Annotated in this window: 21 protein-coding genes; 11 read left to right on the forward strand and 10 right to left on the reverse strand. The window is 63.3% G+C overall.

The genetic code is table 11. From position 1 onward, the window contains the following. Window positions 1-59 precede the first annotated feature (59 nt). Window positions 60-1,493 carry a PLP-dependent aminotransferase family protein gene (locus G1E_RS04235; RefSeq protein WP_009686488.1) on the forward strand — a complete coding sequence of 478 codons (1,434 nt, stop codon included), beginning with the start codon at window positions 60-62 and terminating at the stop codon, window positions 1,491-1,493. On the opposite strand, the gene G1E_RS04240 is transcribed toward G1E_RS04235, so the two are convergent. Then, on the reverse strand, window positions 1,486-2,679 hold the full coding sequence (locus G1E_RS04240) for a CynX/NimT family MFS transporter (protein WP_009686487.1): 1,194 nt from the start codon (window positions 2,677-2,679) through the stop codon (window positions 1,486-1,488). The two genes, G1E_RS04235 and G1E_RS04240, sit on opposite strands and share 8 nt — an antisense overlap. Before the next feature lie 200 nt (window positions 2,680-2,879). Between G1E_RS04240 and G1E_RS04245 the strand changes: the two genes are divergently transcribed. Next, window positions 2,880-3,320: a carboxymuconolactone decarboxylase family protein gene (locus G1E_RS04245; RefSeq protein WP_009686486.1), complete on the forward strand. Its 441-nt coding sequence runs from the start codon at window positions 2,880-2,882 to the stop codon at window positions 3,318-3,320. A gap of 45 nt (window positions 3,321-3,365) precedes the next feature. On the opposite strand, the gene G1E_RS04250 is transcribed toward G1E_RS04245, so the two are convergent. Then, window positions 3,366-4,376: an AraC family transcriptional regulator gene (locus tag G1E_RS04250; RefSeq protein ID WP_009686485.1), complete on the reverse strand. Its 1,011-nt coding sequence runs from the start codon at window positions 4,374-4,376 to the stop codon at window positions 3,366-3,368. A 170-nt stretch (window positions 4,377-4,546) separates the two neighbouring features. Between G1E_RS04250 and G1E_RS04255 the strand changes: the two genes are divergently transcribed. From G1E_RS04255 to G1E_RS04265, 3 genes are read left to right on the forward strand one after another with little or no spacing between them, the layout of a single operon-like run. Continuing rightward, a complete protein-coding gene (locus G1E_RS04255) occupies window positions 4,547-5,731 on the forward strand; it encodes an acetyl-CoA C-acyltransferase family protein (protein ID WP_029887040.1) in 1,185 nt (394 codons plus the stop codon). Between the two features lie 12 nt (window positions 5,732-5,743). Beyond that, window positions 5,744-6,592 (forward strand): 3-hydroxybutyryl-CoA dehydrogenase, encoded by an 849-nt coding sequence (locus G1E_RS04260; RefSeq protein WP_009686483.1) that lies wholly within the window; start codon window positions 5,744-5,746, stop codon window positions 6,590-6,592. A gap of 12 nt (window positions 6,593-6,604) precedes the next feature. Then, window positions 6,605-7,186: a TetR/AcrR family transcriptional regulator gene (locus tag G1E_RS04265; protein ID WP_009686482.1), complete on the forward strand. Its 582-nt coding sequence runs from the start codon at window positions 6,605-6,607 to the stop codon at window positions 7,184-7,186. A 48-nt stretch (window positions 7,187-7,234) separates the two neighbouring features. Here the strand turns inward: G1E_RS04265 and G1E_RS04270 are convergent, their stop codons facing one another. Genes G1E_RS04270 through G1E_RS04290 form a run of 5 tightly spaced genes read right to left on the reverse strand, consistent with a single transcriptional unit; the run spans window position 7,235 to window position 13,735 of the window. Next, a complete protein-coding gene (locus G1E_RS04270) occupies window positions 7,235-7,612 on the reverse strand; it encodes a response regulator (RefSeq protein ID WP_009686481.1) in 378 nt (125 codons plus the stop codon). Window positions 7,613-7,657: 45 nt separating this feature from the next. Continuing rightward, window positions 7,658-8,884 carry a hybrid sensor histidine kinase/response regulator gene (locus G1E_RS04275; RefSeq protein WP_009686480.1) on the reverse strand — a complete coding sequence of 409 codons (1,227 nt, stop codon included), beginning with the start codon at window positions 8,882-8,884 and terminating at the stop codon, window positions 7,658-7,660. Further along, complete coding sequence (locus tag G1E_RS04280; RefSeq protein ID WP_009686479.1) at window positions 8,878-9,453, reverse strand: chemotaxis protein CheB; 576 nt, start codon at window positions 9,451-9,453, stop codon at window positions 8,878-8,880. The genes G1E_RS04275 and G1E_RS04280 overlap by 7 nt, the downstream gene beginning before the upstream one ends. Then, a complete protein-coding gene (locus G1E_RS04285; protein ID WP_009686478.1) occupies window positions 9,450-10,271 on the reverse strand; it encodes a protein-glutamate O-methyltransferase CheR in 822 nt (273 codons plus the stop codon). Before G1E_RS04285 ends, G1E_RS04280 begins: the two co-directional genes overlap by 4 nt. Then, window positions 10,268-13,735, reverse strand: coding sequence for a response regulator (locus tag G1E_RS04290; protein ID WP_047149658.1), 3,468 nt, complete (start codon window positions 13,733-13,735; stop codon window positions 10,268-10,270). The genes G1E_RS04285 and G1E_RS04290 overlap by 4 nt, the downstream gene beginning before the upstream one ends. On the opposite strand from G1E_RS04290, the gene G1E_RS28220 reads away from it, so the two are divergent. Both G1E_RS28220 and G1E_RS04295 read left to right on the forward strand, forming a co-directional pair. Further along, a complete protein-coding gene (locus G1E_RS28220) occupies window positions 13,734-13,901 on the forward strand; it encodes a hypothetical protein (RefSeq protein ID WP_155273753.1) in 168 nt (55 codons plus the stop codon). The genes G1E_RS04290 and G1E_RS28220 overlap by 2 nt on opposite strands. 82 nt (window positions 13,902-13,983) lie before the next feature. Beyond that, window positions 13,984-14,334: a response regulator gene (locus G1E_RS04295; protein WP_009686475.1), complete on the forward strand. Its 351-nt coding sequence runs from the start codon at window positions 13,984-13,986 to the stop codon at window positions 14,332-14,334. A gap of 60 nt (window positions 14,335-14,394) precedes the next feature. Here G1E_RS04295 and cobF read toward each other — a convergent pair whose 3' ends face one another. Together cobF and G1E_RS04305 are read right to left on the reverse strand one after the other, a co-directional pair. Continuing rightward, window positions 14,395-15,144: a precorrin-6A synthase (deacetylating) gene (gene cobF, locus G1E_RS04300; RefSeq protein WP_009686474.1), complete on the reverse strand. Its 750-nt coding sequence runs from the start codon at window positions 15,142-15,144 to the stop codon at window positions 14,395-14,397. A 68-nt stretch (window positions 15,145-15,212) separates the two neighbouring features. Beyond that, the gene (locus tag G1E_RS04305) at window positions 15,213-16,502 is read right to left on the reverse strand and encodes an OprD family porin (RefSeq protein ID WP_047149659.1); all 1,290 of its coding nucleotides are present in this window, start codon (window positions 16,500-16,502) and stop codon (window positions 15,213-15,215) included. 360 nt (window positions 16,503-16,862) lie between these two features. Between G1E_RS04305 and G1E_RS04310 the strand changes: the two genes are divergently transcribed. The 3 genes from G1E_RS04310 (at window position 16,863) to G1E_RS04320 (ending at window position 18,303) form a co-directional block, all read left to right on the forward strand. After that, window positions 16,863-17,222, forward strand: a complete 360-nt coding sequence (locus tag G1E_RS04310; protein WP_009686471.1) for a histone-like nucleoid-structuring protein, MvaT/MvaU family — start codon at window positions 16,863-16,865, stop codon at window positions 17,220-17,222. A 226-nt stretch (window positions 17,223-17,448) separates the two neighbouring features. After that, window positions 17,449-17,976 carry a lactoylglutathione lyase gene (gene gloA, locus G1E_RS04315; RefSeq protein WP_009686470.1) on the forward strand — a complete coding sequence of 176 codons (528 nt, stop codon included), beginning with the start codon at window positions 17,449-17,451 and terminating at the stop codon, window positions 17,974-17,976. Window positions 17,977-18,060: 84 nt separating this feature from the next. After that, on the forward strand, window positions 18,061-18,303 hold the full coding sequence (locus G1E_RS04320; RefSeq protein ID WP_009686469.1) for a hypothetical protein: 243 nt from the start codon (window positions 18,061-18,063) through the stop codon (window positions 18,301-18,303). A gap of 73 nt (window positions 18,304-18,376) precedes the next feature. On the opposite strand, the gene G1E_RS04325 is transcribed toward G1E_RS04320, so the two are convergent. Further along, the gene (locus G1E_RS04325) at window positions 18,377-19,198 is read right to left on the reverse strand and encodes a shikimate 5-dehydrogenase (protein ID WP_009686468.1); all 822 of its coding nucleotides are present in this window, start codon (window positions 19,196-19,198) and stop codon (window positions 18,377-18,379) included. A gap of 159 nt (window positions 19,199-19,357) precedes the next feature. Between G1E_RS04325 and G1E_RS04330 the strand changes: the two genes are divergently transcribed. Beyond that, complete coding sequence (locus G1E_RS04330) at window positions 19,358-19,705, forward strand: hypothetical protein (RefSeq protein WP_009686467.1); 348 nt, start codon at window positions 19,358-19,360, stop codon at window positions 19,703-19,705. Window positions 19,706-19,750: the final 45 nt, after the last annotated feature.

Raw genomic sequence — 19,750 nt, forward strand, 5'->3', positions numbered from 1 at the left:
CGGCGCACACGGCGCAGCCAATCCGCTATCCTGTGGGCACCCCCGCTCCGGACCGTTCCATGGAACTGCACATTCGCCTGGATGGCCGCAAAGGCCTCACCGACCAGCTTTACCAGCAATTGCGCGCTGGCATCGACAGTGGCCACCTGGCAGCTGGTACCCAGCTGCCACCCACCCGTCTGCTGGCCGAACAACTGGGTGTGTCGCGCAAGACGGTAGCCGAAGCCTACTCACGCCTGACCTATGACAACCTGCTCAGCGGTGTGGTGGGCCGTGGCACATTCGTCACACCGCGCCAGCCGCTGCGCAGCAGCGAACCTGGCGCCATCACCCTGGCCGCCAGTGCATCGCTCGAACGCTGGCAAGCGCGCGCCACGGTGCTCAGCCAACGCCAGGCGCAGGCCCCTTCACGCTACGATTTCATCGGCGGCGTATCGAGCAAGGCCCAATTCCCCTTCGACCAGTGGCGCAGTTGCCTGAACTACGCCCTGCGGCGCAGCCAGCGCCACCCCGACCGGCATTTTACGGCCCAGGGTTTGCCTGAACTACGCCAGGCCATCGCCCACCACATCGCCTACACCCGTGGCGTGCACTGCAGCGCAGCCGACCTGCTCGTGTGCAACGGCGCCCAGCAGGCCCTGGACCTGATCGCCCGCGTGCTGGTCGAGCCAGGTTGCCAGGTGGCCATGGAAGACCCCGGTTACCCACCGGCACGGCAGCTGTTCATGGCCCTGGGCGCGCATCTGCAGTCGGTACCGGTCGACGACCAGGGCCTGTGCGTCGAGCACATCGCCGACGGCACCCGGCTGATCTACGTCACGCCATCGCACCAGTTCCCGCTGGGCATGCCGATGAGCGAGGCGCGCCGGCACGCGCTGCTGGCGCGGGCTGCGCAGCTGGGGGCGCTGATCATCGAAGACGACTACGACTGTGAATTCCGCTACCAGGGGCCCGCTGCGGATGCCTTGCAGCGCCTGGACCGACAGGGGCTGGTGGCCTACGTGGGCACGTTTTCCAAGACCCTTTTGCCTGAGCTGCGCCTGGGCTACGCCGTGCTGCCGCCTGCCGTACTGCAGGCTGCCTGCGTGGCCAAGCACCTCAGTGACTGGCACAGCCCGAGCTTGCTGCAGTGGGCCTTGGCGCGTTTCCTTGCCGAGGGCCACCTGCACAAGCACATTCGCCGTTGCCATGAGGTCTACAGCGCGCGCCGCGAACGCATTCTGGCGCGCCTGCAGGGCGACCTGGCCCCTTGGTTCAGCGCGGTTCCGGCCAGCGCCGGCTTTCATCTGAGCGCGTTGGCCAGACCAGGGGTCGACGTGGAATTGCTGGCCAACATGGCGCGCAAGGTCGAGGTCGGCCTGTACCCACTGGCGCCATTCTTCAGCGAAGCGCCTGCGCGGCAGGGCTTGCTGATGGGTTTCGGTGCCATTGAACTGCTGGATATCGACCCCGCACTGGATCGCGTGCGCGACACCCTGCAGCACCTCAATTGACCGGTGCCGCCTTGCCGGTTGCCGGGCGGGCGATGGCGGCCGAGTAACCGCGCGGGTTGAAAAACGCGGTGACCCACAGCATGGCCAGCACGGTGACCGTCAACAGTGTCCACGACGCCTGGAAGTCACCACTGACATCCCGCAGCCAACCGGTGATGTAGGGCACGATCCCGGTAATGATGAAGCCGATGCCCTGCACAAATGCCGCCAGGCTGCCCGCCTCGGCTGGCGTTTGCAAATGCTCCAGGGTCAGCGTAAGGCACTGGCTGAAGCAAGCGCCCAGGCCGAAACCGATCAGCGCCACCCACAGCCCCGGGGCCACGGTGGGGGCCAGTAACAGGCCGAGAAAGCCGACCAGCTGGATTGCCAGCGCCAGCCACAAACCGGGGCGCCGGTCAGCATAGCGCCGCAGCAACAGCGGCAAACCGAGCGCGCCGGCCACCTGGAAAAAGGTCATCAGGCCCACCAGGTCGGCGCCACCCTGGGCGCTGCCGCCGTGCTCGGTGTGGTAGGCCGGCAACCACGCCACCATGCTGGTGTAACCGCCATTGATCAAGCCGAAGTACAGGGCCAGCAACCAGGCCCGGCGCGTGCCGAACCAGTGTCCACCGGATGCCCCTGCCAGCTTCGCTGTGCCATGGCGTGGCCGCAGCACGGCCCAGGCCAGCAACGCCAGCACGGCCGGCACCGCCCACAGGCCCAGGCCGGCCTGCCAGTGGCCGAAGTGCGCACTGATGTGCGGGCCCAGCACTGCCGCCAGGCCACCGCCACTCATCAGCGCCGCCGAATACAGGCCCATGGCCGCCGCCAGGCGGCGGGGGAACCAGCGGTTCACCAGCCCCGGCATCATGCCCTGTACCACCGCTACGCCCAGGCCAGCGACCACCGCACTGGCGATCAATGCCCAGGCACTGTCCAGTTGCAGGCGCCACAGGCAAGCCATGGCAATCGCCGCCAGGCCGCCCAGCATACCGCCGTGCTCGCTGAGCCAGCGCCGCAGCCACGGCTGCAGCAACGGCACCAGGCCCATGCAGAGCACCGGCAAAGCGGTCAGCAGGGCGGCCTGCTGGTAGCCCAGCCCGGTAGTGGCGCGCATGGGCTCGAGCAAGGGGCCGATACTGGTCAGGATCGGCCGCAGGTTCAGGGCCAACAAAATCACCAGCAACAGGTTCAGCGCAGGTCTCATGGTCGTTCGTTTCTCTTCGTGCAAGATCGACCATTATCCCGGCTTGGCTGGCTGCGCAGAAATGAAGAGATTGGATGCCTGTCAGTGGCCAGCTGAATGGACATTGGCCTCCTGCGCAAGCGTGCAATTGGCTATCGGGGTGGCCAATCAACGGCGCTACAGTAGCGCCATCACCCCCCACATCCGCATTGGAGACAGCCATGCACAACCGTATCGAATGGGCCAAGCACGCGCCCGAAGCCTACAAAGCCATGGTCGGCCTGGAACAGGCGCTGGCCAGGTGCGGCCTGGAAAACTCGCTGCTGGAACTGGTGCGCCTGCGCGCCTCGCAGATCAACGGCTGCGCCTATTGCGTCAACCTGCATGCCAACGATGCGCGCAAGGCCGGTGAGCCCGAGGCACGCCTGCAAACACTGTGCGTGTGGCAGGAAACCGCGTACTTCACCCCGCGTGAACGGGCAGCACTGGCCTGGCTCGAGAGCCTTACCCGCCTGCCTGAACGGGGTGCGCCGCAGGGCGAATACGAAGCCCTGCTGCAGCACTTCGAGCCGGCCGAAGTGGTCAACCTGACCTTGGCGATCGCCACCATCAATGCCTGGAACCGCTTCGGGGTGGGCTTCGCCATGGTGCCGGCGGGCTGAGTGTTGGCGCGGTGGCACCCGCGCAAGGGTCGGCACTGGCCAAGATCAGCGCCCGGCCAACCGTGCGCGGTAGCTACCGGGGCTCTGCCCGGTCCATTTCTTGAACGCCCGGTGGAACGCGCTGGGCTCCTGAAAGCCGGCCTGCTCGGCGATCTCGGCAATGCTCAGCACGCCTTCGCGCAAGCGCTCGAAAGCCATCGCCCGGCGTACCTCGTCCTTGATCTGCTGGTAGGAGCGCCCCTCGCGCTCCAACTGCCGGCGGAAGGTGCTGGCACTGATACCCTGCTGCTGTGCCAGCGACGCCAACGTGGGCCACTGCCCATAGCCACGCGCCCGTAAATGCCGGTACACCTCGGCCACCAGGCCGTTCTGGTTGCGAAAGCGAATGACCAGCCCCTGCGGCGCGCTGCGCAGGAAGGTTTTCAGCGCCGCCACGTCCTGGACCACCGGCCGGCGCAGGCAGGCACTGTCGAACTCCACCTCGGTACGCCCGCTGCCCAGGCGCAGGTCCGGCCCCCACAACAGCAGGTCATCCTCCTGGGCTGGGCGGGCCACTGCCAGTTCGGTCCGGTCAATCGCCACCCTGCGCCCGCCCAGCCAACACAGCAGGCCGACCATCAGCACCAGGTAGGTTTCCTCGGCGTATACCCGGGTCAACGGGTCGGCGATGCTCGACTGCACGCTGATCAGCGCCCGGCTACCGCGCACGGTCAGGCTGCCGCGCAGATCGTGCAGGAACAGACCAAAGCCTGCCAGGCACTGGCGTAGAGCCTTTTCCAGGTTGGGTTCCAGGATCAGGCCCCGACAGATCAGGGCGAAACTGCCCAACGGCATGCCATGGCTGTCGAGGCGGAAGAACTCATCGTCCAGGCGCCGGATCATTGCCAGCCACAGCTCGGCGAAGGCCCGGGCCGGCACCCGCGCCTGCGGCTGGTCGAGCAGGTGCGGGTCGATGCCCACCGCACGCAAATGCGCGTCACGCTCGGCGGGGCAATCGCGCAGGGCATGCAGCATGGCGTTGAGGAAGTACACGGCGACCGAATCGCTATCGCGCATGGCGGTGTTCGCTGTCTATGCTGAGTGGCAAAAAGTGCCAGGTTGTTTGAACAGTTCCGGCATAGGCTGCGACAGAGCCTTTGCCTAGACTCGGACCCACTTCGGGACCTCGCCGGCCATTCTCGCAGAGCCTGGCCCAGTCCCGCCATGCCTATGCAATCGGAGCCTCTATGAGCAGCGCAGAAATCTACGTCGTCAGTGCCGTCCGTTCAGCCATCGGTGGCTTTGGCGGCTCCCTCAAGGACCTGCCGCTGGCCGACCTGGCCAGCGCCATCACCCGCGCCGCCATCGAGCGCTCGGGGCTGGCCGCCGAACAGATCGGCCATGTGGTAATGGGCACGGTGATCCCTACCGAACCCCGTGATGCCTACCTGGCACGGGTTGCGGCCATGAACGCCGGCATCCCCAAGGAAACGCCGGCGTTCAATGTCAACCGCCTGTGTGGCTCGGGCCTGCAGGCCATTGTTTCGGCGGCCCAAGGGCTGCTGCTGGGCGACACCGACGTGGCCATTGCCGCTGGCGCCGAGTCCATGAGCCGCGGCCCTTACCTGCTGCCACAGGCACGCTGGGGCGCGCGCATGGGTGACCTGCAAGGCATCGACTACACCGTCGGGGTACTGCACGACCCCTTCCAGCACTTCCACATGGGCATCACCGCCGAGAACGTCTCGGCCAGCCAGGGCATTACCCGCGAAATGCAGGACGAGCTGGCCCTGACCAGCCAGCGCCGGGCCGCTCGCGCCATTGCCGAGGGCCGCTTCACCAGCCAGATCGTGCCGCTGGAACTCAAAACCCGCAAAGGCAGCGTGCAGTTCAGTGTCGATGAACATGTGCGCGGTGAGGTCACCGCCGAGCAACTGGCCGGCATGAAGCCGGTGTTCAAGAAAGACGGCACCGTGACTGCCGGTAACGCCAGTGGCATCAACGACGGCGCCGCTGGCCTGGTGCTGGCCAGCGGTGACGCGGTGCGGCGCCTGGGCCTCAAGCCACTGGCCCGGCTGGTGGGCTACGCACATGCCGGGGTGGAACCCGAGTTGATGGGCCTGGGGCCGATCCCCGCCACCCGCAAGGTGCTGGAGAAGACCGGCCTGAAGGTGCAGGACCTGGATGTGATCGAGTCCAACGAAGCCTTCGCCGCCCAGGCTTGCGCGGTGGCCCGCGAACTGGGCTTCGACCCGGAAAAGGTCAACCCCAACGGTTCGGGCATTTCCCTGGGCCACCCGGTGGGTGCCACCGGCGCGATCATCGCCACCAAGGCCATCCATGAATTGCAGCGCATTCAGGGGCGCTACGCCCTGGCCACCATGTGCATCGGTGGCGGCCAAGGCATCGCCGTGGTCTTCGAGCGGGTTTGAGGAAACTGAAAGATGAACATTGAACAGATCGCCGTGATCGGCGCCGGCACCATGGGCAACGGCATCGCCCAAGTGTGCGCGGTGGCAGGCTACCAGGTGCTGCTGGTGGACGTGGCCGACGCCGCCCTGGAGCGCGGGCTGGCAACGCTGGGCAAGAACCTCGAACGCCAGGTCAGCAAAGGGACCCTCGCCGCCGAGCAGGCAGCGGCAGCCAAAACCCGGGTCCGCACCAGCACCGACTACGGCCAGCTGGCCACGATGCAGATGGTGATCGAAGCGGCCACCGAGAACCTGCAGCTCAAGCAACGCATCCTGCAGCAGGTGGCAGGCAACGTCGCCGCCGATTGCCTGATCGCGACCAATACCTCGTCGCTGTCGGTGACCCAGTTGGCCGCCAGCATCGACCACCCCGAGCGCTTCATTGGCGTGCACTTTTTCAACCCGGTGCCGATGATGGCGCTGGTCGAGATCATTCGTGGCCTGCAGACCAGCGACGGTACCTACGCCCAGGCATTGCTGGTGACAGAGAAGCTGGGCAAGACCCCGATCGCTGCTGGCAACCGGCCGGGCTTCGTGGTCAATCGCATCCTGGTGCCGATGATCAACGAAGCGATATTCGTACGCCAGGAAGGCCTGGCCAGCGCCGAGGACATCGACACCGGCATGCGCCTTGGCTGCAACCAGCCGATCGGCCCACTGGCGCTGGCCGACCTGATCGGCCTGGACACCTTGCTGGCGATCATGGAGGCCTTCCATGAGGGCTTCAACGACAGCAAGTACCGCCCTGCCCCGCTGCTCAAGGAGATGGTGGCGGCCGGCTGGCTGGGGCGCAAGAGCGGCCGCGGCTTCTTCATCTACTGAGGCCCAGGCGCCATGCCCCCGATCAATGCCGCGATGCGTTGTGCCAATTTCGAAGAGCGACGTGAACAGGCCATGGCGCTGTTTGCCGAAAAAGGCTTTGGCCAGGTCAGCATGCGCGAATTGGCCGCACATGTCGGGCTGACGGCCGGCTCGCTGTACCACCACTTTCCCAGCAAGCAGGACCTGCTGTTCGACTTGATCGAGGAACTGTACGAGGAGTTGCAGGCCCTGCTGGACCAGGGGCGGCGGGCCATGGCCCGCGGCGCTTCAGCCTTGAATTGCCTGATCGCGGCGCATTGGCAGTTGCATGCCGAGCGGCCGCTGCAGTTTCGTTTGGCTGAGCGTGATTTCTGTTGCCTGAGCGAGGCCCAGCAGGCACGCCTGACGCAGTTGCGCGGGCGTTATGAGGCCGGGCTGTTGCGGCTGATCGCACCGCAGGCGAAGCTCCAGGGGCCAGCTTTGGTGGCCACCGCCCAGGTGGTTGCAACGCTGCTGAACCGATTGCCCGGCGCGCTGCAGGCATTGCCTGAAGCGCAAGCGCTGGTGTTGATGGAGAGCATGTTGCTGGGTGGGCTGGAGCGGACCTTGCGTTGATCAGCACCGGCCCGTCAGCGCGCGCCGGTGACAGGGCCTTGACGGGTATCAGCGCAGCAGTGCCTGAATCTGCTCGTGCAAGGTGTCCAGGTCGAACGGCTTGGCCAGGATCGGCGCCTTGCGGGTGATCGGGCTTCCGGACTCGAGGATCTCGGCGGGGTAGCCGCTGATGAAGATCACTTTCAGGTCGGGCCGCAACTTCACCGCCGGCTCGGCGATTTCTACCCCGGAGATCCCGCCCGGCAGGCGGAAGTCGGTCACCATCAGGTCCAGGTGCGGCTTGCTGGCCAGAATGGCGAACGCCTGTTCACCGTCCTCGGCGACCAGCACGTGGTAGCCCTCGCCCGCCAGGTAGTCCCGCAGAATCATGCGTATCGCTGGTTCGTCCTCGACCACCAGCACTACGTCTTGTGCATCTTCACTCATGTTAACGCCTTGAAAATTCTTCCAGTTGGCCATCAGACCCCAGGCTTATGCAGAGGTTGCCCACGCCTGGTCGTTTAGTTGTTCCACTGCAGCCAGGGGCAGTTGCAGGGTGAAGGTCGCACCTTTGCCCACCTCGCTTTGCACCACAATCCGCCCGCCATGCGCTTGCACGATCTGGTCGGAAATATACAGGCCCAAGCCCAGGCCACCCGTAGCTTGCTGAGTTGCGACGCGCTCGAACTGCTGAAAGATACGTTGCTGGTTAGCCATGTCGATACCAATGCCTTGGTCCTGCACCTGCACGCACGCCAGGCCGTCCTGCTCGTACAGCCTTACCTGCACCGGTTTGCGTTCACCATAACGCAAGGCATTGGACAACAGGTTGGCCAGTACTTGTTCAATCCGAAATTCGTCCCACTCACCCTGCAGTGGCTGGCAATGCTGCAACTCGATGAACGTATCCAGTGCCGTGGCCTGGGCGGTGAAATTTTCCACCAACCGCTGCACCAGCTCGCTCAGGTCGAACGCTTTGGGCCGCAGCGACAGCTTGCCGGTACGAATGCGCGAAACATCGAGCATGTCTTCGATCAGGCGGATCAGGCTGTTGATCTGGCGCTCGTCGCGCTCGACCATGGCCTGCAGCTTGTCGGCGCTGAACGCCGCCAGGTTGCCCCGCGCCAGGTGCAGCTTGCGCAGTTGGGTTTCCAGGATCAGCCCGTTGAGCGGTGTACGCACCTCGTGGGACACGATCGACATGAAGTCATCGCGCATGCGCACCGCATGCTCCAGCTCACCGCGCGCCGCCTGCAGCTGGCCCAGCAGCACTTCCTGCTCCTGGCGGCTGCGCTCCAGCGCCTGCAACTGGCGGTCAAGCACCTTGCGCTGGCGGTAAAGGTCGACGAACACCGACACCTTGCTCTTCACCGCCGCGGTATCCAGCGGTTTGTGCAGGAAGTCCACGGCGCCACTTTCGTAGCCCTTGAAGGCGTAGTTCATTTCACGCCCGGCTGCGGTGACGAAAACGATAGGGATGTGGCGGGTTTTTTCCGTACCGCGCATCAGTTCGGCCAGTTCGAAGCCGTTCATGCCCGGCATCTGCACATCGAGAATGGCCAGCGCGAACTCGTGTTCGAGCAACAGCGACAAGGCGGCTTCGGCAGACTGGGCCTGGTGCACCTCACGGTCCTCGCCCTGTATCAGGGCATCGAGGGCCAACAGGTTCTCTGGCAGGTCGTCGACGATCAGCAGTTTGGCGATAGTGTTGCTTAGCATGCGCTGGGTTCCAGGGCGGCGAGCAACTGCTCGATCCCACTCAAGGTAAGAATATGGTCGGGCTGATGGAGGGCCAGGGCGGCCTCGGGCATCAGCGCCACCTGTGCGTCGCGAGGGTCCTGGACGATGGTCCGGCCGCCGCTGTTCTTGATGTAAGCCAACCCCTGGGCACCGTCTTCATTGGCACCGGTGAGCAGCACGCCAAGCAGGCCGGCACCGTAGGCATCAGCCGCGGAAATGAACAGGTAGTCGATGGCCGGCCGGGAAAAATGCACCGGTGGTTCCTGGCTCAACGACAGGGTGAAGTCGCGTTCTACCGATAAATGATAGCCCGGCCCGGCCACGTAGATCTGGCCAGGGCTCAGCGGTTGCTTGTCACGTGCCTCACACACGGGACGAAGCAGGCGGCGTTGCAGCACCTCGGCCAGTTGGCTGTGGCGGTCATCCGGCAGGTGCAACACACAGACTACCGGAATGGCGAACCCCGACGGCAACCCGCCCAGCACGGTGAACAGCGCGGACACCCCGCCGGCCGAGGCGCCGATCACCACCGCTTGTACGCCCTTCATGATTTGCGATAGATCCGTTCAGGCTTGACCAGCGGCTCGAAACCGTCGCTGTAAGCGGAAAAGTCGACCGACTCCTTGCTGCCCAGCACCAGAAAACCGCGATGGCACAGCGATTCATGGAACAGGCCCAGGGCGCGGTCCTGCAGCTCCTTGTTGAAGTAGATCAGCACATTGCGGCAAGACACCAACTGCGTCTCGGAGAACACGCTGTCGGTGGCCAGGCTATGGTCGGCGAAGGTCACGTTTTCACGCAGGGTGCTGTCCATGATCGCGTTGCCATAGGCTGCCGTGTAGTACTCGGCGAAATCCCGGCGGCCACCGGCGATGCGGTAGTTCTCGGCGTAGTCGAGCATGTTCTGCATCGAGTAGATGCCCTGCTTGGCTTTGTCCAGCGAGTGCGGGTTGATGTCGGTGGCGTAGATGATGGTGCGCTCGAGCAGGCCTTCTTCGCGCAGCAGGATGGCCATCGAATACACCTCCTCGCCCGTGCTGCAGCCGGCGATCCACACCTTGATCGATGGCCAGGTACGCAACAGCGGCACCACCTCGGTCCGCAGCGCCAGGAAATGGCCCGGGTCGCGGAACATCGCGCTGACCGGAATCGTCAGGTACTGCAGCAACTGCATGAACATGCCAGGGTCGTGCAGCACGCGCTCCTGCAAGGCCGATACCGTCTGGCAACCGAACTGGCGCAGCGCGTGCAGGATCCGGCGCTTGATCGAAGCGCCGGAATAATTGCGGAAATCATAGCTGTACTTGAGGTAGATGGCCTCGATCAGCAAGCGGATCTCGATATCGGTGTTACGTTCGCTAGTCAAATTCGCTCCAGTTGCGGCAGCCATACGCGGATCAGCGAGAACAGGCGGTCCAGGTCGATCGGTTTGGCCAGGTAATCGTTGGCGCCGGCCTGCAGGCAACGGTGCTGGTCATCTTTCATGGCCTTGGCAGTCACCGCAATGATCGGCAGCTTGCGCCAGCGCGGTTGCTGGCGGATCAGCCGGGTGGCTTCGAAGCCGTCCATTTCCGGCATCATCACATCCATCAGCACCAGGTCGATGTCGTCATGCTGCTCCAGGCGCTCGATGGCCTCGCGGCCGTTACGGCCGATTTCGACGATCGCGCCCTTGTGCTCCAGTGCACTGGTCAGTGCGAAGATATTACGCACATCGTCATCTACCAGCAGCACCTTGCGCCCCTCGAACACTTTGTCGCGGCTGCGCGCCGTCTTCAGCATACGCTGGCGTTCGTTGGACAACTGCGATTCGACCTTGTGCAGGAACAGCGTCACTTCGTCGAGCAGCCGCTCGGGTGAGCGGGCGCCCTTGATGATGATCGAGCGCGAGTACTTGAGCAGGTCGGTTTCTTCTTCGCGGGTCAGGTTGCGGCCGGTATACACGATCACCGGCGGGAAGGCGCGGATATCTTCGGCAGTCATGCGCTTGAGCAGTTCGTTACCGAGCATGTCTGGCAGCTTGAGGTCGATGATCATGCAGTCGTAGATGTTTTCCCGCAGCAGTGCCAAGGCCTCCTGCGCCATGCCTACGGCGGTGATCTCGACGTCGTCGTCACCGATCAGGCGGGCGATGCTTTCGCGCTGCAGGTCGTCATCTTCCACCAGCAGAATGTGCTTGAGCTTCTGCGTCAGCTTGGCCTCCAGGCGCGCGAAAACTTCCTTGAGCTCTTCGCGGCTGGTGGGTTTGACGGCGTAGCCCACTGCCCCCATGTGCATGGCGGCCTCGACACGGTCCTCGACGGAAATGATATGCACCGGAATGTGCCGGGTATCGGCCTGTTCTTTCAGGCGTTGCAGCACGGTCAGGCCGGAATGGTCAGGCAGGCGCATGTCCAGCAGGATCGCATCGGGTATGAACCGGGCGGCCAGCTCGAAACCTTCGTCGGCCGCATGCGCCACCAGGCAGCTGTAACCCAGCTCGTGGGCCAGGTCGAAGAGAATGCGGGCGAAGTTCGGCTCGTCTTCGATCACCAGGATGCAGCGGTTACTGAAAGGCGCCCGGTCACGGTCGTCGGTGAAGGCCAGTTGCGGCAGCTTCGGCGCCTGGGCAGTGGCGAGTTGCGGTACTGGCGGCAGGGTATCGACAGCCGGGCGCAGGCTAAGGGGCTCGACCTCCTGCTCCAGGTTCTCGTAGCGTTCGGGTAATACCAGGCTGAACACACTGCCCTGCCCGGGGCTGCTCTCGACACTGATCTGCCCGCCAAGCAGATGGGCAAGGTCGCGAGAAATCGACAGCCCCAGCCCAGTCCCGCCATACCGGCGGTTGCTGGTGCCATCGACCTGGTGGAACGCACCGAAGATTGCCTGCTGCTGGTCGGCAGCAATGCCGATGCCGCTATCGCGCACGGAAAACACGATGCCGCTGTCTGGCTGGTAGCCGATGTTCAGGCTGACCTGGCCGCGCTCGGTGAACTTGATGGCGTTGGACAGCAGGTTCTTGAGGATCTGCTCCAGTCGCTGGCGGTCGGTGAACAGGGTGGCAGGCACCTGAGCCTGGGCGGTGACCTCGAAGGCCAGTCCCTTTTGCCCGGCCAACGGCTCGAACATGTCGCGCAGGCCTTCGACCAGGCGGTCCAGGTGAGTGGTTTCAGGTCGCACTTCAAGCTTGCCGGCCTCGACCTTGGCGATGTCGAGGATATCGTTGATCAGGTTGAGCAGGTCGTTGCCGGCCGAGTAGATCGACTCGGCGAACTTGACCTGCTCACCGCTGAGGTTGCCTTCAACGTTCTCGGCCAGCAGCTTGGCCAGAATCAGCGAACTGTTCAGCGGCGTGCGCAATTCGTGGGACATGTTGGCGAGGAACTCGGACTTGTACTTGCTCGAACGCAGCAGCTCATCGGCGCGCGCCTGCAGCTCTTCCTGGGCCTGGGTCAGCTCCTCGTTCTTGCGGTCCAGCGCTTCGGTGCGGTCGGACAACTGCTCGTTGGTCTGCTCCAGTTCCGCTTGCTGGGTTTCCAGGTGGGCCTGGGACTCCTTGAGCACGCGGGACTGCTCCTCCAGCTCTTCGTTGGCGGTTTTCAGCTCTTCCTGCTGCACCTGCAATTCTTCGTTCAATTGCTGGGTTTCGGCCAGGACTTCCTGCAAGCGCTGGCGATAACGGGCACTTTCGATGGACATACCCAGGTTGCCCTCCACGCGCTGCAACAGTTCGTCGTCACGCGCCTGCAGCGGCCGCAGGAAGCCCAGTTCGAGCACGCCGTTGATCTGCCCGCCGTCGCTGGCCGGCATCAGCAGTGCACTGCGCGGCAAGCCCTTGCCCAGGCCGGAGCTGAGCTGGAAGTAGTCTTGCGGCAGGTCGTCCAGGCGCAGCAGCCGCCCTTCACGCACGGCCTGGGCCAGCAGACCCTCACCATCACCCAGCACCTGCTCGCGCGCCTGCTCTTCGGCATCCAGCCCATAGCAGGCAACGCGTACCAGGCGGCCATGCTCGTCGCGCACGTACAACGCCCCGACCACACTGCCCAGGTAAGAGGCAAAGAACCGCAGAATGTTGTCGCCGAGCATGTTCAGGGTCAGCTGCCCAAGCACTTGTTGAGCCAGCTGGGTCTGGCCGTTGCGCAGCCAGGCCTGGTGCTCCAGGCGCTCGGCAGAACGTTGCTGGGCCTTGAGGTTGTCGTCGTAACTGCTGGACAACGCCAACAGATCGCGGCGCCCCAGGTACGCCAGCAAGGCGCTGAGGCCAACGATCAGCAGCACGAACGCCGAAATGGAGGTTACGGTGACGGTGCTGACCTTCTCGTTGCGTGCCATGCGCAACTGCTGCTCGGTGGCAATGAGGTCGGCGAATTCCTTGCGAATCTCGTCTGTCAGGCGCTTGCCGCGGCCGTTACCGATCAGCTCCCGGTAGGGGCCATCATTGCGGCGCAGGGTGATCATGCCGCTGCCGAAGTCATTCCAGGCTTGCTGCAAGGCGATCAGCCGGTCGATACGGTCAACTTGCTGCGGGTTGTCCTCGACCATGCCTTTCAGGCCCTGCAAGCTGCTGAGAATGCGCGGCTTGGCCACCTCATAGGGGTCGAGGAAGCGCTCGTCACCCGTCAGCAGAAAGCCGCGCATGCCGGTTTCCATGTCGATCGACAGCTTCACCGCTTCGTTGGCATTGCCAATGACCCGGTCGGTGTGTTCGACCCATTGCATGGCCGACAGCAGGTAGTTGATCACCGCGACGAAGGCCACGGCACCTAGCAGGCCCACACCCAGAGGAAGGCCGATGTTGCGGCTCAACAACTTGCGGAAGCTGCGCTGGTCCATCGAGGCTGCTTGAATCATGAGAAAACGCCCGAGCAAGAAAATCCATGGAAAAGAATGGCGGAACAATCGTTATGGTTATGTGCCGCTGCGCCGTGCCGACAAGCGAAGTCTAACCAGCTTTGACGGCTCTGGCAGGGCATTTAGCCAGTATTTGAAAGTGCTGTGTGCCAATCGTTCCATCTGATTGCAAGTATCGGTATCCTCGGGAACTTCTGCTGTCGCCTTGTGCACAGATCATAGACATTCACTTGCACAGGACCCGAACCATGCACCTTTTGGTAGTCGAAGACGACGACATCGTACGTATGCTGATGGTCGAAGTGCTCGATGAGTTGGGCTACTCGGTGATCGAGGCGGAAGATGCCAGCGCGGCGCTCAAGGTGTTGGAAGACCCGAACCAGCCGTTGGCGCTGATGATGACGGATGTGGGCCTGCCGGACATGCGCGGTGAGGCGCTGGCAGCCAAGGCACGCAAGCTGCGGCCACTGTTGCCGGTACTGTTCGCCAGTGGCTACGCCGAAAACATTACTGTGCCGGAGGGCATGCACATGATCGGCAAGCCGTTCAGCATCGACCAGCTGCGCGACAAGGTGCAGGCGATTCTCGGCACCGCCTGAATTCGGCGGCACCCGCTTACCAAGCGCGCAGGGAGCGCAGGGGCCAAGGAACGGTGCCTGCTACACCTCCCTGCGCAACAGGTAGGTGTCCATGATCCACCCTTTGCGCGCCCTTTCCCGCGCACGCACTTCAAGAATCTGCGCCTTCACCGCCTGCAGCGGCCCGGCGATCAGCCGTTCGTCAGCCGTGCCCAGGTAAGCGCCCCAGTAAATCGTCAAGGCCGGGTCATCGATAGCTGCGAACGCGCACTGCCCATCGAGCATCACCACCACATTGTCGATACTCCCCTGCCCGGCCAGACGCCGACCAGGCAGCACGGTCAGCGGTTCGCCAATGCGGTTGAGCGCAACACGGTGGCGCGCCGCCAGTGCCTGCACGCTGCTGATGCCCGGAATGACCTGCAGGTGCAGCGCGCCAACTCGCTCGCAGACCAGGTCGAGGATGCGCAAGGTGCTGTCATAGAGCGTGGGCTCGCCCCACAGCAGAAAGGCGCCGGTTTCGCCGTCGCCGAGTTCCTGTTCGATCAGTTGCGCATACAGCGCTGCACGTTGGACGTGCCAGTCCTGTACCGCCTGCACATACGCGTCGGCCTGCCCATCGCGCAGCGGGTCGGCGACCTCAACCAGCCGATAGCCGCCCTCGGGCCGGTACCGCTGCAGGATGGCCTTGCGCAGCTGCACCAGCTCGTTCTTGACGCTGCCTTTGTCGAGCACGAAGAACACGTGGGCCTGGCGCAACCCGTCGACGGCTTCGTACGTGACCTGGCGTGGGTCACCCGGGCCGATGCCGATCAACAACAGCTGTTTCATTGTGCTGCCCTCCGGTGCTGTTCAGCAGCCATTGTCGGGCGCCACCAGGCCGCTGGCAAAGCACCCGTTCAGAGCAGCGAGAAGTTGTAGCTGACGATCACCCGCGTTTCGTCCATATCCCGCGCCCACCGCTCATAGTTGCTGCGGTAGGTGGAATTACGCAAACGCACGCTGACGTCCTTGAACGTGCCACTTTGCACTTGGTACTTGAGCTCGCTGTCGCGCTCCCACTCCTTGCCTTCGGCATGGCTGCCTGGCACCTGGATATGGTCACCGTTGATGTACCGGGTGAAGAACGTAAGGCCAGGCACACCCAACGCCTTGAAGTCATAGTCATAGCGCACTTGCCAGGAGCGCTCCTGGGCGGCGGCAAAATCATTGACCTGTGCATAGTTGACCAGGTACGGGTTGCTGCCATCCAGGTAGGGCATGGCGCTGTCGCCATACATGCGCTGCCAGCCAGCACTGAGCTTGTGATCACCCAGGCTGTAGCCGAGCATGCCGCTGACGGCGCGGTGGTCGATAGCGCCAGCGCGGGCGTTGCCGATGTCGTCGCTTTTGATCAGCCGCAGGTCGGCAGCAAGGCTACCCACCGGCAGCGGTTGGCTGGCCACCAGGCCGAAATACTGCTGGCGATAGATGTTCTCCAGCCTGGCCACTTGATACTGGGCACCGAAACGCTCGTTGACCCGGTAATCGACCCCGGCGAGGTCGAAGTGGTCGGCTTCGATGTCGCAGGCGTAACGCTTGTTCTTGCAATGCACGCGAATGTTTTGGCGGTCGGTTGAATCCCTTGCGGTGTACCGATCCAGGCGTGCCAGGGTGAACTTCAGATCGCGGCGTTCCTCGGAGGTCAGCATGGCGCCCTGGAACATCGTCGGCAGCAGGCGGCCATCGTTGTACTTGAGCAGGGGCACATCCGGCATCATCGAACCGTATTTGAGCACCGTGTTGGAAACTTTGACCTTGGCCGCCAGGCCCATCTTTGCATACTGGTCGGCGGAGTGCCGAGGGTTGTGCCCGGAAGACGGCAGCAAGCCGCTGTTACTGTCGGCGGGGCTGGAGTCCAACTTCACACCGAACATGCCCAGCGCATCCACACCGAACCCTACCAAGCCTTCGGTGTAACCCGACTGTACATTGAGGATAAAGCCCTGGGCCCACTCTTCTCGCTTGGACGCCCCTTGGCCGGAACTGCTGTGGCCGTCACGGAAATCCCGGTTGAAGTAGACAGTGCGTGCTTCAACCTTGGCACTGCTGTCTTCAAGAAAACCGCCAGCCTGGGCGTTGGCACCGGCACATAACAGGAACAGGCTGGCGACACGACGCCCGGGGGCGAGAGGATAGGGGGAAAACATGCAGGGAAACATCCAGATTCAAAGCGGGTTAACAACCGGTGGCAACGACTTGCCACGGTAATGGGACATGACCGCGCAACAGCCAGCCATACTTTGAAATGATCGCGTAACGGCTCTGGCGCGGGCCATTGGACCATGGTCTAAGCGCCCTGCCAGGCCGCTTCGGCGAGTCGCCTGTATCGCGCGTGGGTAACTAGGAAAGTTCCCCGCTTATTTGCAATAAGTTAGCAGTTTACCCCGCCCCAATGTGTGACTACACTCGCTATCAACGAACAGTAAAACCCACCTGCGTGGCCGGCGTATTCATGCGTTCCAATGTTCGTCACGCCCCGCCACAGCCGACGTACAGGAGTGATTACAGTGTCCAGACTTGCAGAGTTTCGTGCTGCGGAAAAAGCGCTCCAAGAACAGATGGCCCAACTGGAAGCGTTGAAAAAAGATGCCGGGTTAAAGCGCGAAATCGAGTTCGAGCAGAAACTCGTCAACCTGATGAAAAGCTACGACAAAAGCCTGCGCGATGTCATAGCCATACTTGACCCCAAAGCCGGGGGGCGCACCACCGGCCCTGCCCCCAAACAGCACCGTCGCCCGCGGGTGGTGAAGGTTTACACACACCCCGAGACCGGCGAGCGGATCGAGACCAAAGGCGGCAACCACCGCGGCCTCAAAGCCTGGAAAGAGCAGTATGGCGCCGCCGAGGTGGAAAGCTGGGCTCGCTGATGAAACATCAACACGTGCTTCACACTTTTTTCACAAGGGCTGGCTCAGTATCGAGGCAGCTAAAGGACTAGCGACCCCATCACGCGCCCGCACATGCGGGCCTCTAATTCCAGCGCCCTGCACTCGTGCAGGGCGCTTTCATTTGCGCAATCGGCGCACTGACGTATCATGGCCAGCCTGTCTGTTTTGCCGGCGCCCCGTGCCCGGCCCTGCCTCAGGAGTTCCCATGAGCCTGCACGATCTGCAAACCTTGCCTGGTGTCACCGCACAACCTGACGCCGCCACCGCCCAATTCGTCTTCAACCACACCATGCTGCGGGTCAAGGACATCGAAAAGTCCCTGGACTTCTACACCCGTGTGCTGGGCTTTCGCGTGGTAGATAAGCGTGATTTCCCCGAAGCCGCTTTCAGCCTGTACTTCCTGGCCCTGGTCGACCCGGCGCAGATCCCCGCCGATGATGCCGCCCGTCACCAGTGGATGAAATCGATCCCTGGCGTGCTGGAGCTCACCCACAACCACGGCACCGAAAACGATGCCGATTTCGCCTATCACGATGGCAATACCGACCCACGCGGCTTCGGTCACATCTGCGTGTCGGTACCCGATGTACGCGTCGCCTGTGCGCGCTTCGAAGCGCTAGGTGTACCGTTCCAGAAGCGCCTGCAGGACGGGCGCATGAACCACCTGGCGTTCATCAAGGACCCGGATGGCTATTGGGTCGAAGTGATTCAGCCGGCCGACCTCGCAGGCTAAGCGTTCGTCGGGGGCGGGAACCACCGCCCCCTTGCTGTGGTATATGAAGGTAATTGCTTCCCATGCCACAGCGAGGTAAGAACCATGCAATCCCTTCACTGTGAATACCGCAAGCACACCATCACCGCCAGCGTGATGCCCCATCCTGACTCGCCCCTGCCCTACGCCGCCGGTTGCCTGATCACCGCCCCTGATGGCCATACCAGCAGGCGCCTGTCGATGCCGATGAAGTTCTTCTCCGACCTGGAACGTGCCCAGCATGTGTCACTGGCCCACGGTCGAGCGCTGGTCGACCAGCAACTGGACGCCGGCACCAAGGTATTCTGATTGCCCCCTTGGCCTGTAGCGGCCTCTTCGCCAGCACCGCTGCCATACCGCGAAGGGGCCGCTGCTGGTGCATTCAGATATCGCGAGCGTACGCCACGGCGGCATCGACTTGCGCCGGCGTCGGCCTCACACCTGTGTACAGCACGAACTGCTCCAGCGCCTGCAGCGCAATCACCTCAAGCCCGGTAATCACGGGCTTGCCCAGCGCTTGGGCGCGGCGAATCAACGGTGTTTGCGCGGGCATGGCCACCACATCGAATACCCGCTCTGCAGCAGCGATGGCGATGTCCGAAAACGCCAGCTCTTCAGCTTCTGCGCCCCCCGCCATGCCGATCGGCGTCACATTCACCAGCATCGGCGGGCAGATATCGCCGAGTTCTGGCAGCCAGCGGTAGCCGCACATATCCGCCAGCTGCTGCCCCGCCTGGGCATTACGCGCGACGATGGTGCCTTCGGCAAAGCCGGCATCGCGCAAGGCGCTGGCAACGGCCTTGGCCATACCGCCGCTGCCGCGCAGGGCGAAAGCGGTTGCCGGGTCGACCTGGTGCCGGGTCAACAACTGGCGTACGGCCAGATAGTCGGTGTTGTAGGCTGTGAGGCGACCGTTGGTGTTCACCAAAGTGTTGACCGACTCGATGGCCGCTGCCGACGGGTCGATCTCGTCTACCAGCGCCATGCACGCTTCCTTGTATGGCATCGATACCCCACACCCGCGTATGCCCAAGGCTCGAATTCCCGCTACCGCGGCCGGGAGGTCGTCGGTGCGCATGGCCTTGTAGTAAAAGTCCAGGCCCAACTGTTGGTACAGGTGGTTGTGAAAGCGCACGCCGAATGTACCGGGGCGGCCTGCCAGGGAAATGCACAGCACGGTATCCCTGCCGGGAGTTGTCGACATAGCCTGCTCCTGAGTCATGACTGAAACGTTTGTGCAGCGTACCAGAGGCAACCGCTGTTCGTCCCTTACACAACCTTTACCATTGCCCTGCGCGCAATTGACAAATACCGGAGTCATATTAGTGACACCCCACTTTAGGGGTTTACTCGCGAGGTTGATATGAACCGTCTCATTCCCGGAATCGCCCTGCTGGTCGGCGCTTTGGCCATCAGCGGGCCTGCAGCTGCCCACGGTGGTTACGGCCATGGCGGCGGTTGGTACGGACCGGGCCCGCTACTGGGAGCTGCCGTGGTTGGCGCGGTGGTTGGCGCTACGGTGTCTGGCGGGCACGACCGTACGGTGTACGTGGAACGCCAGCCGGTGTACTACCCGCCGCAACCGGTGTACGTGCAGCCGCCGCCGCAGCCCGTCTATTACCAGCCTTATTATGCGCCGGCCCCGCCACCGCCAGGCTACCGGGCCTACTACGGCCCGCCACGGGTGTATTACGGCCCGCCACGCTGGTAAGGGTTGATAGAAGTAATGACCACTATCGACAACGTTGATTTCAAA

This window comes from Pseudomonas sp. TJI-51 (assembly GCF_000190455.2).
GTDB lineage: Bacteria > Pseudomonadota > Gammaproteobacteria > Pseudomonadales > Pseudomonadaceae > Aquipseudomonas > Aquipseudomonas juntendi.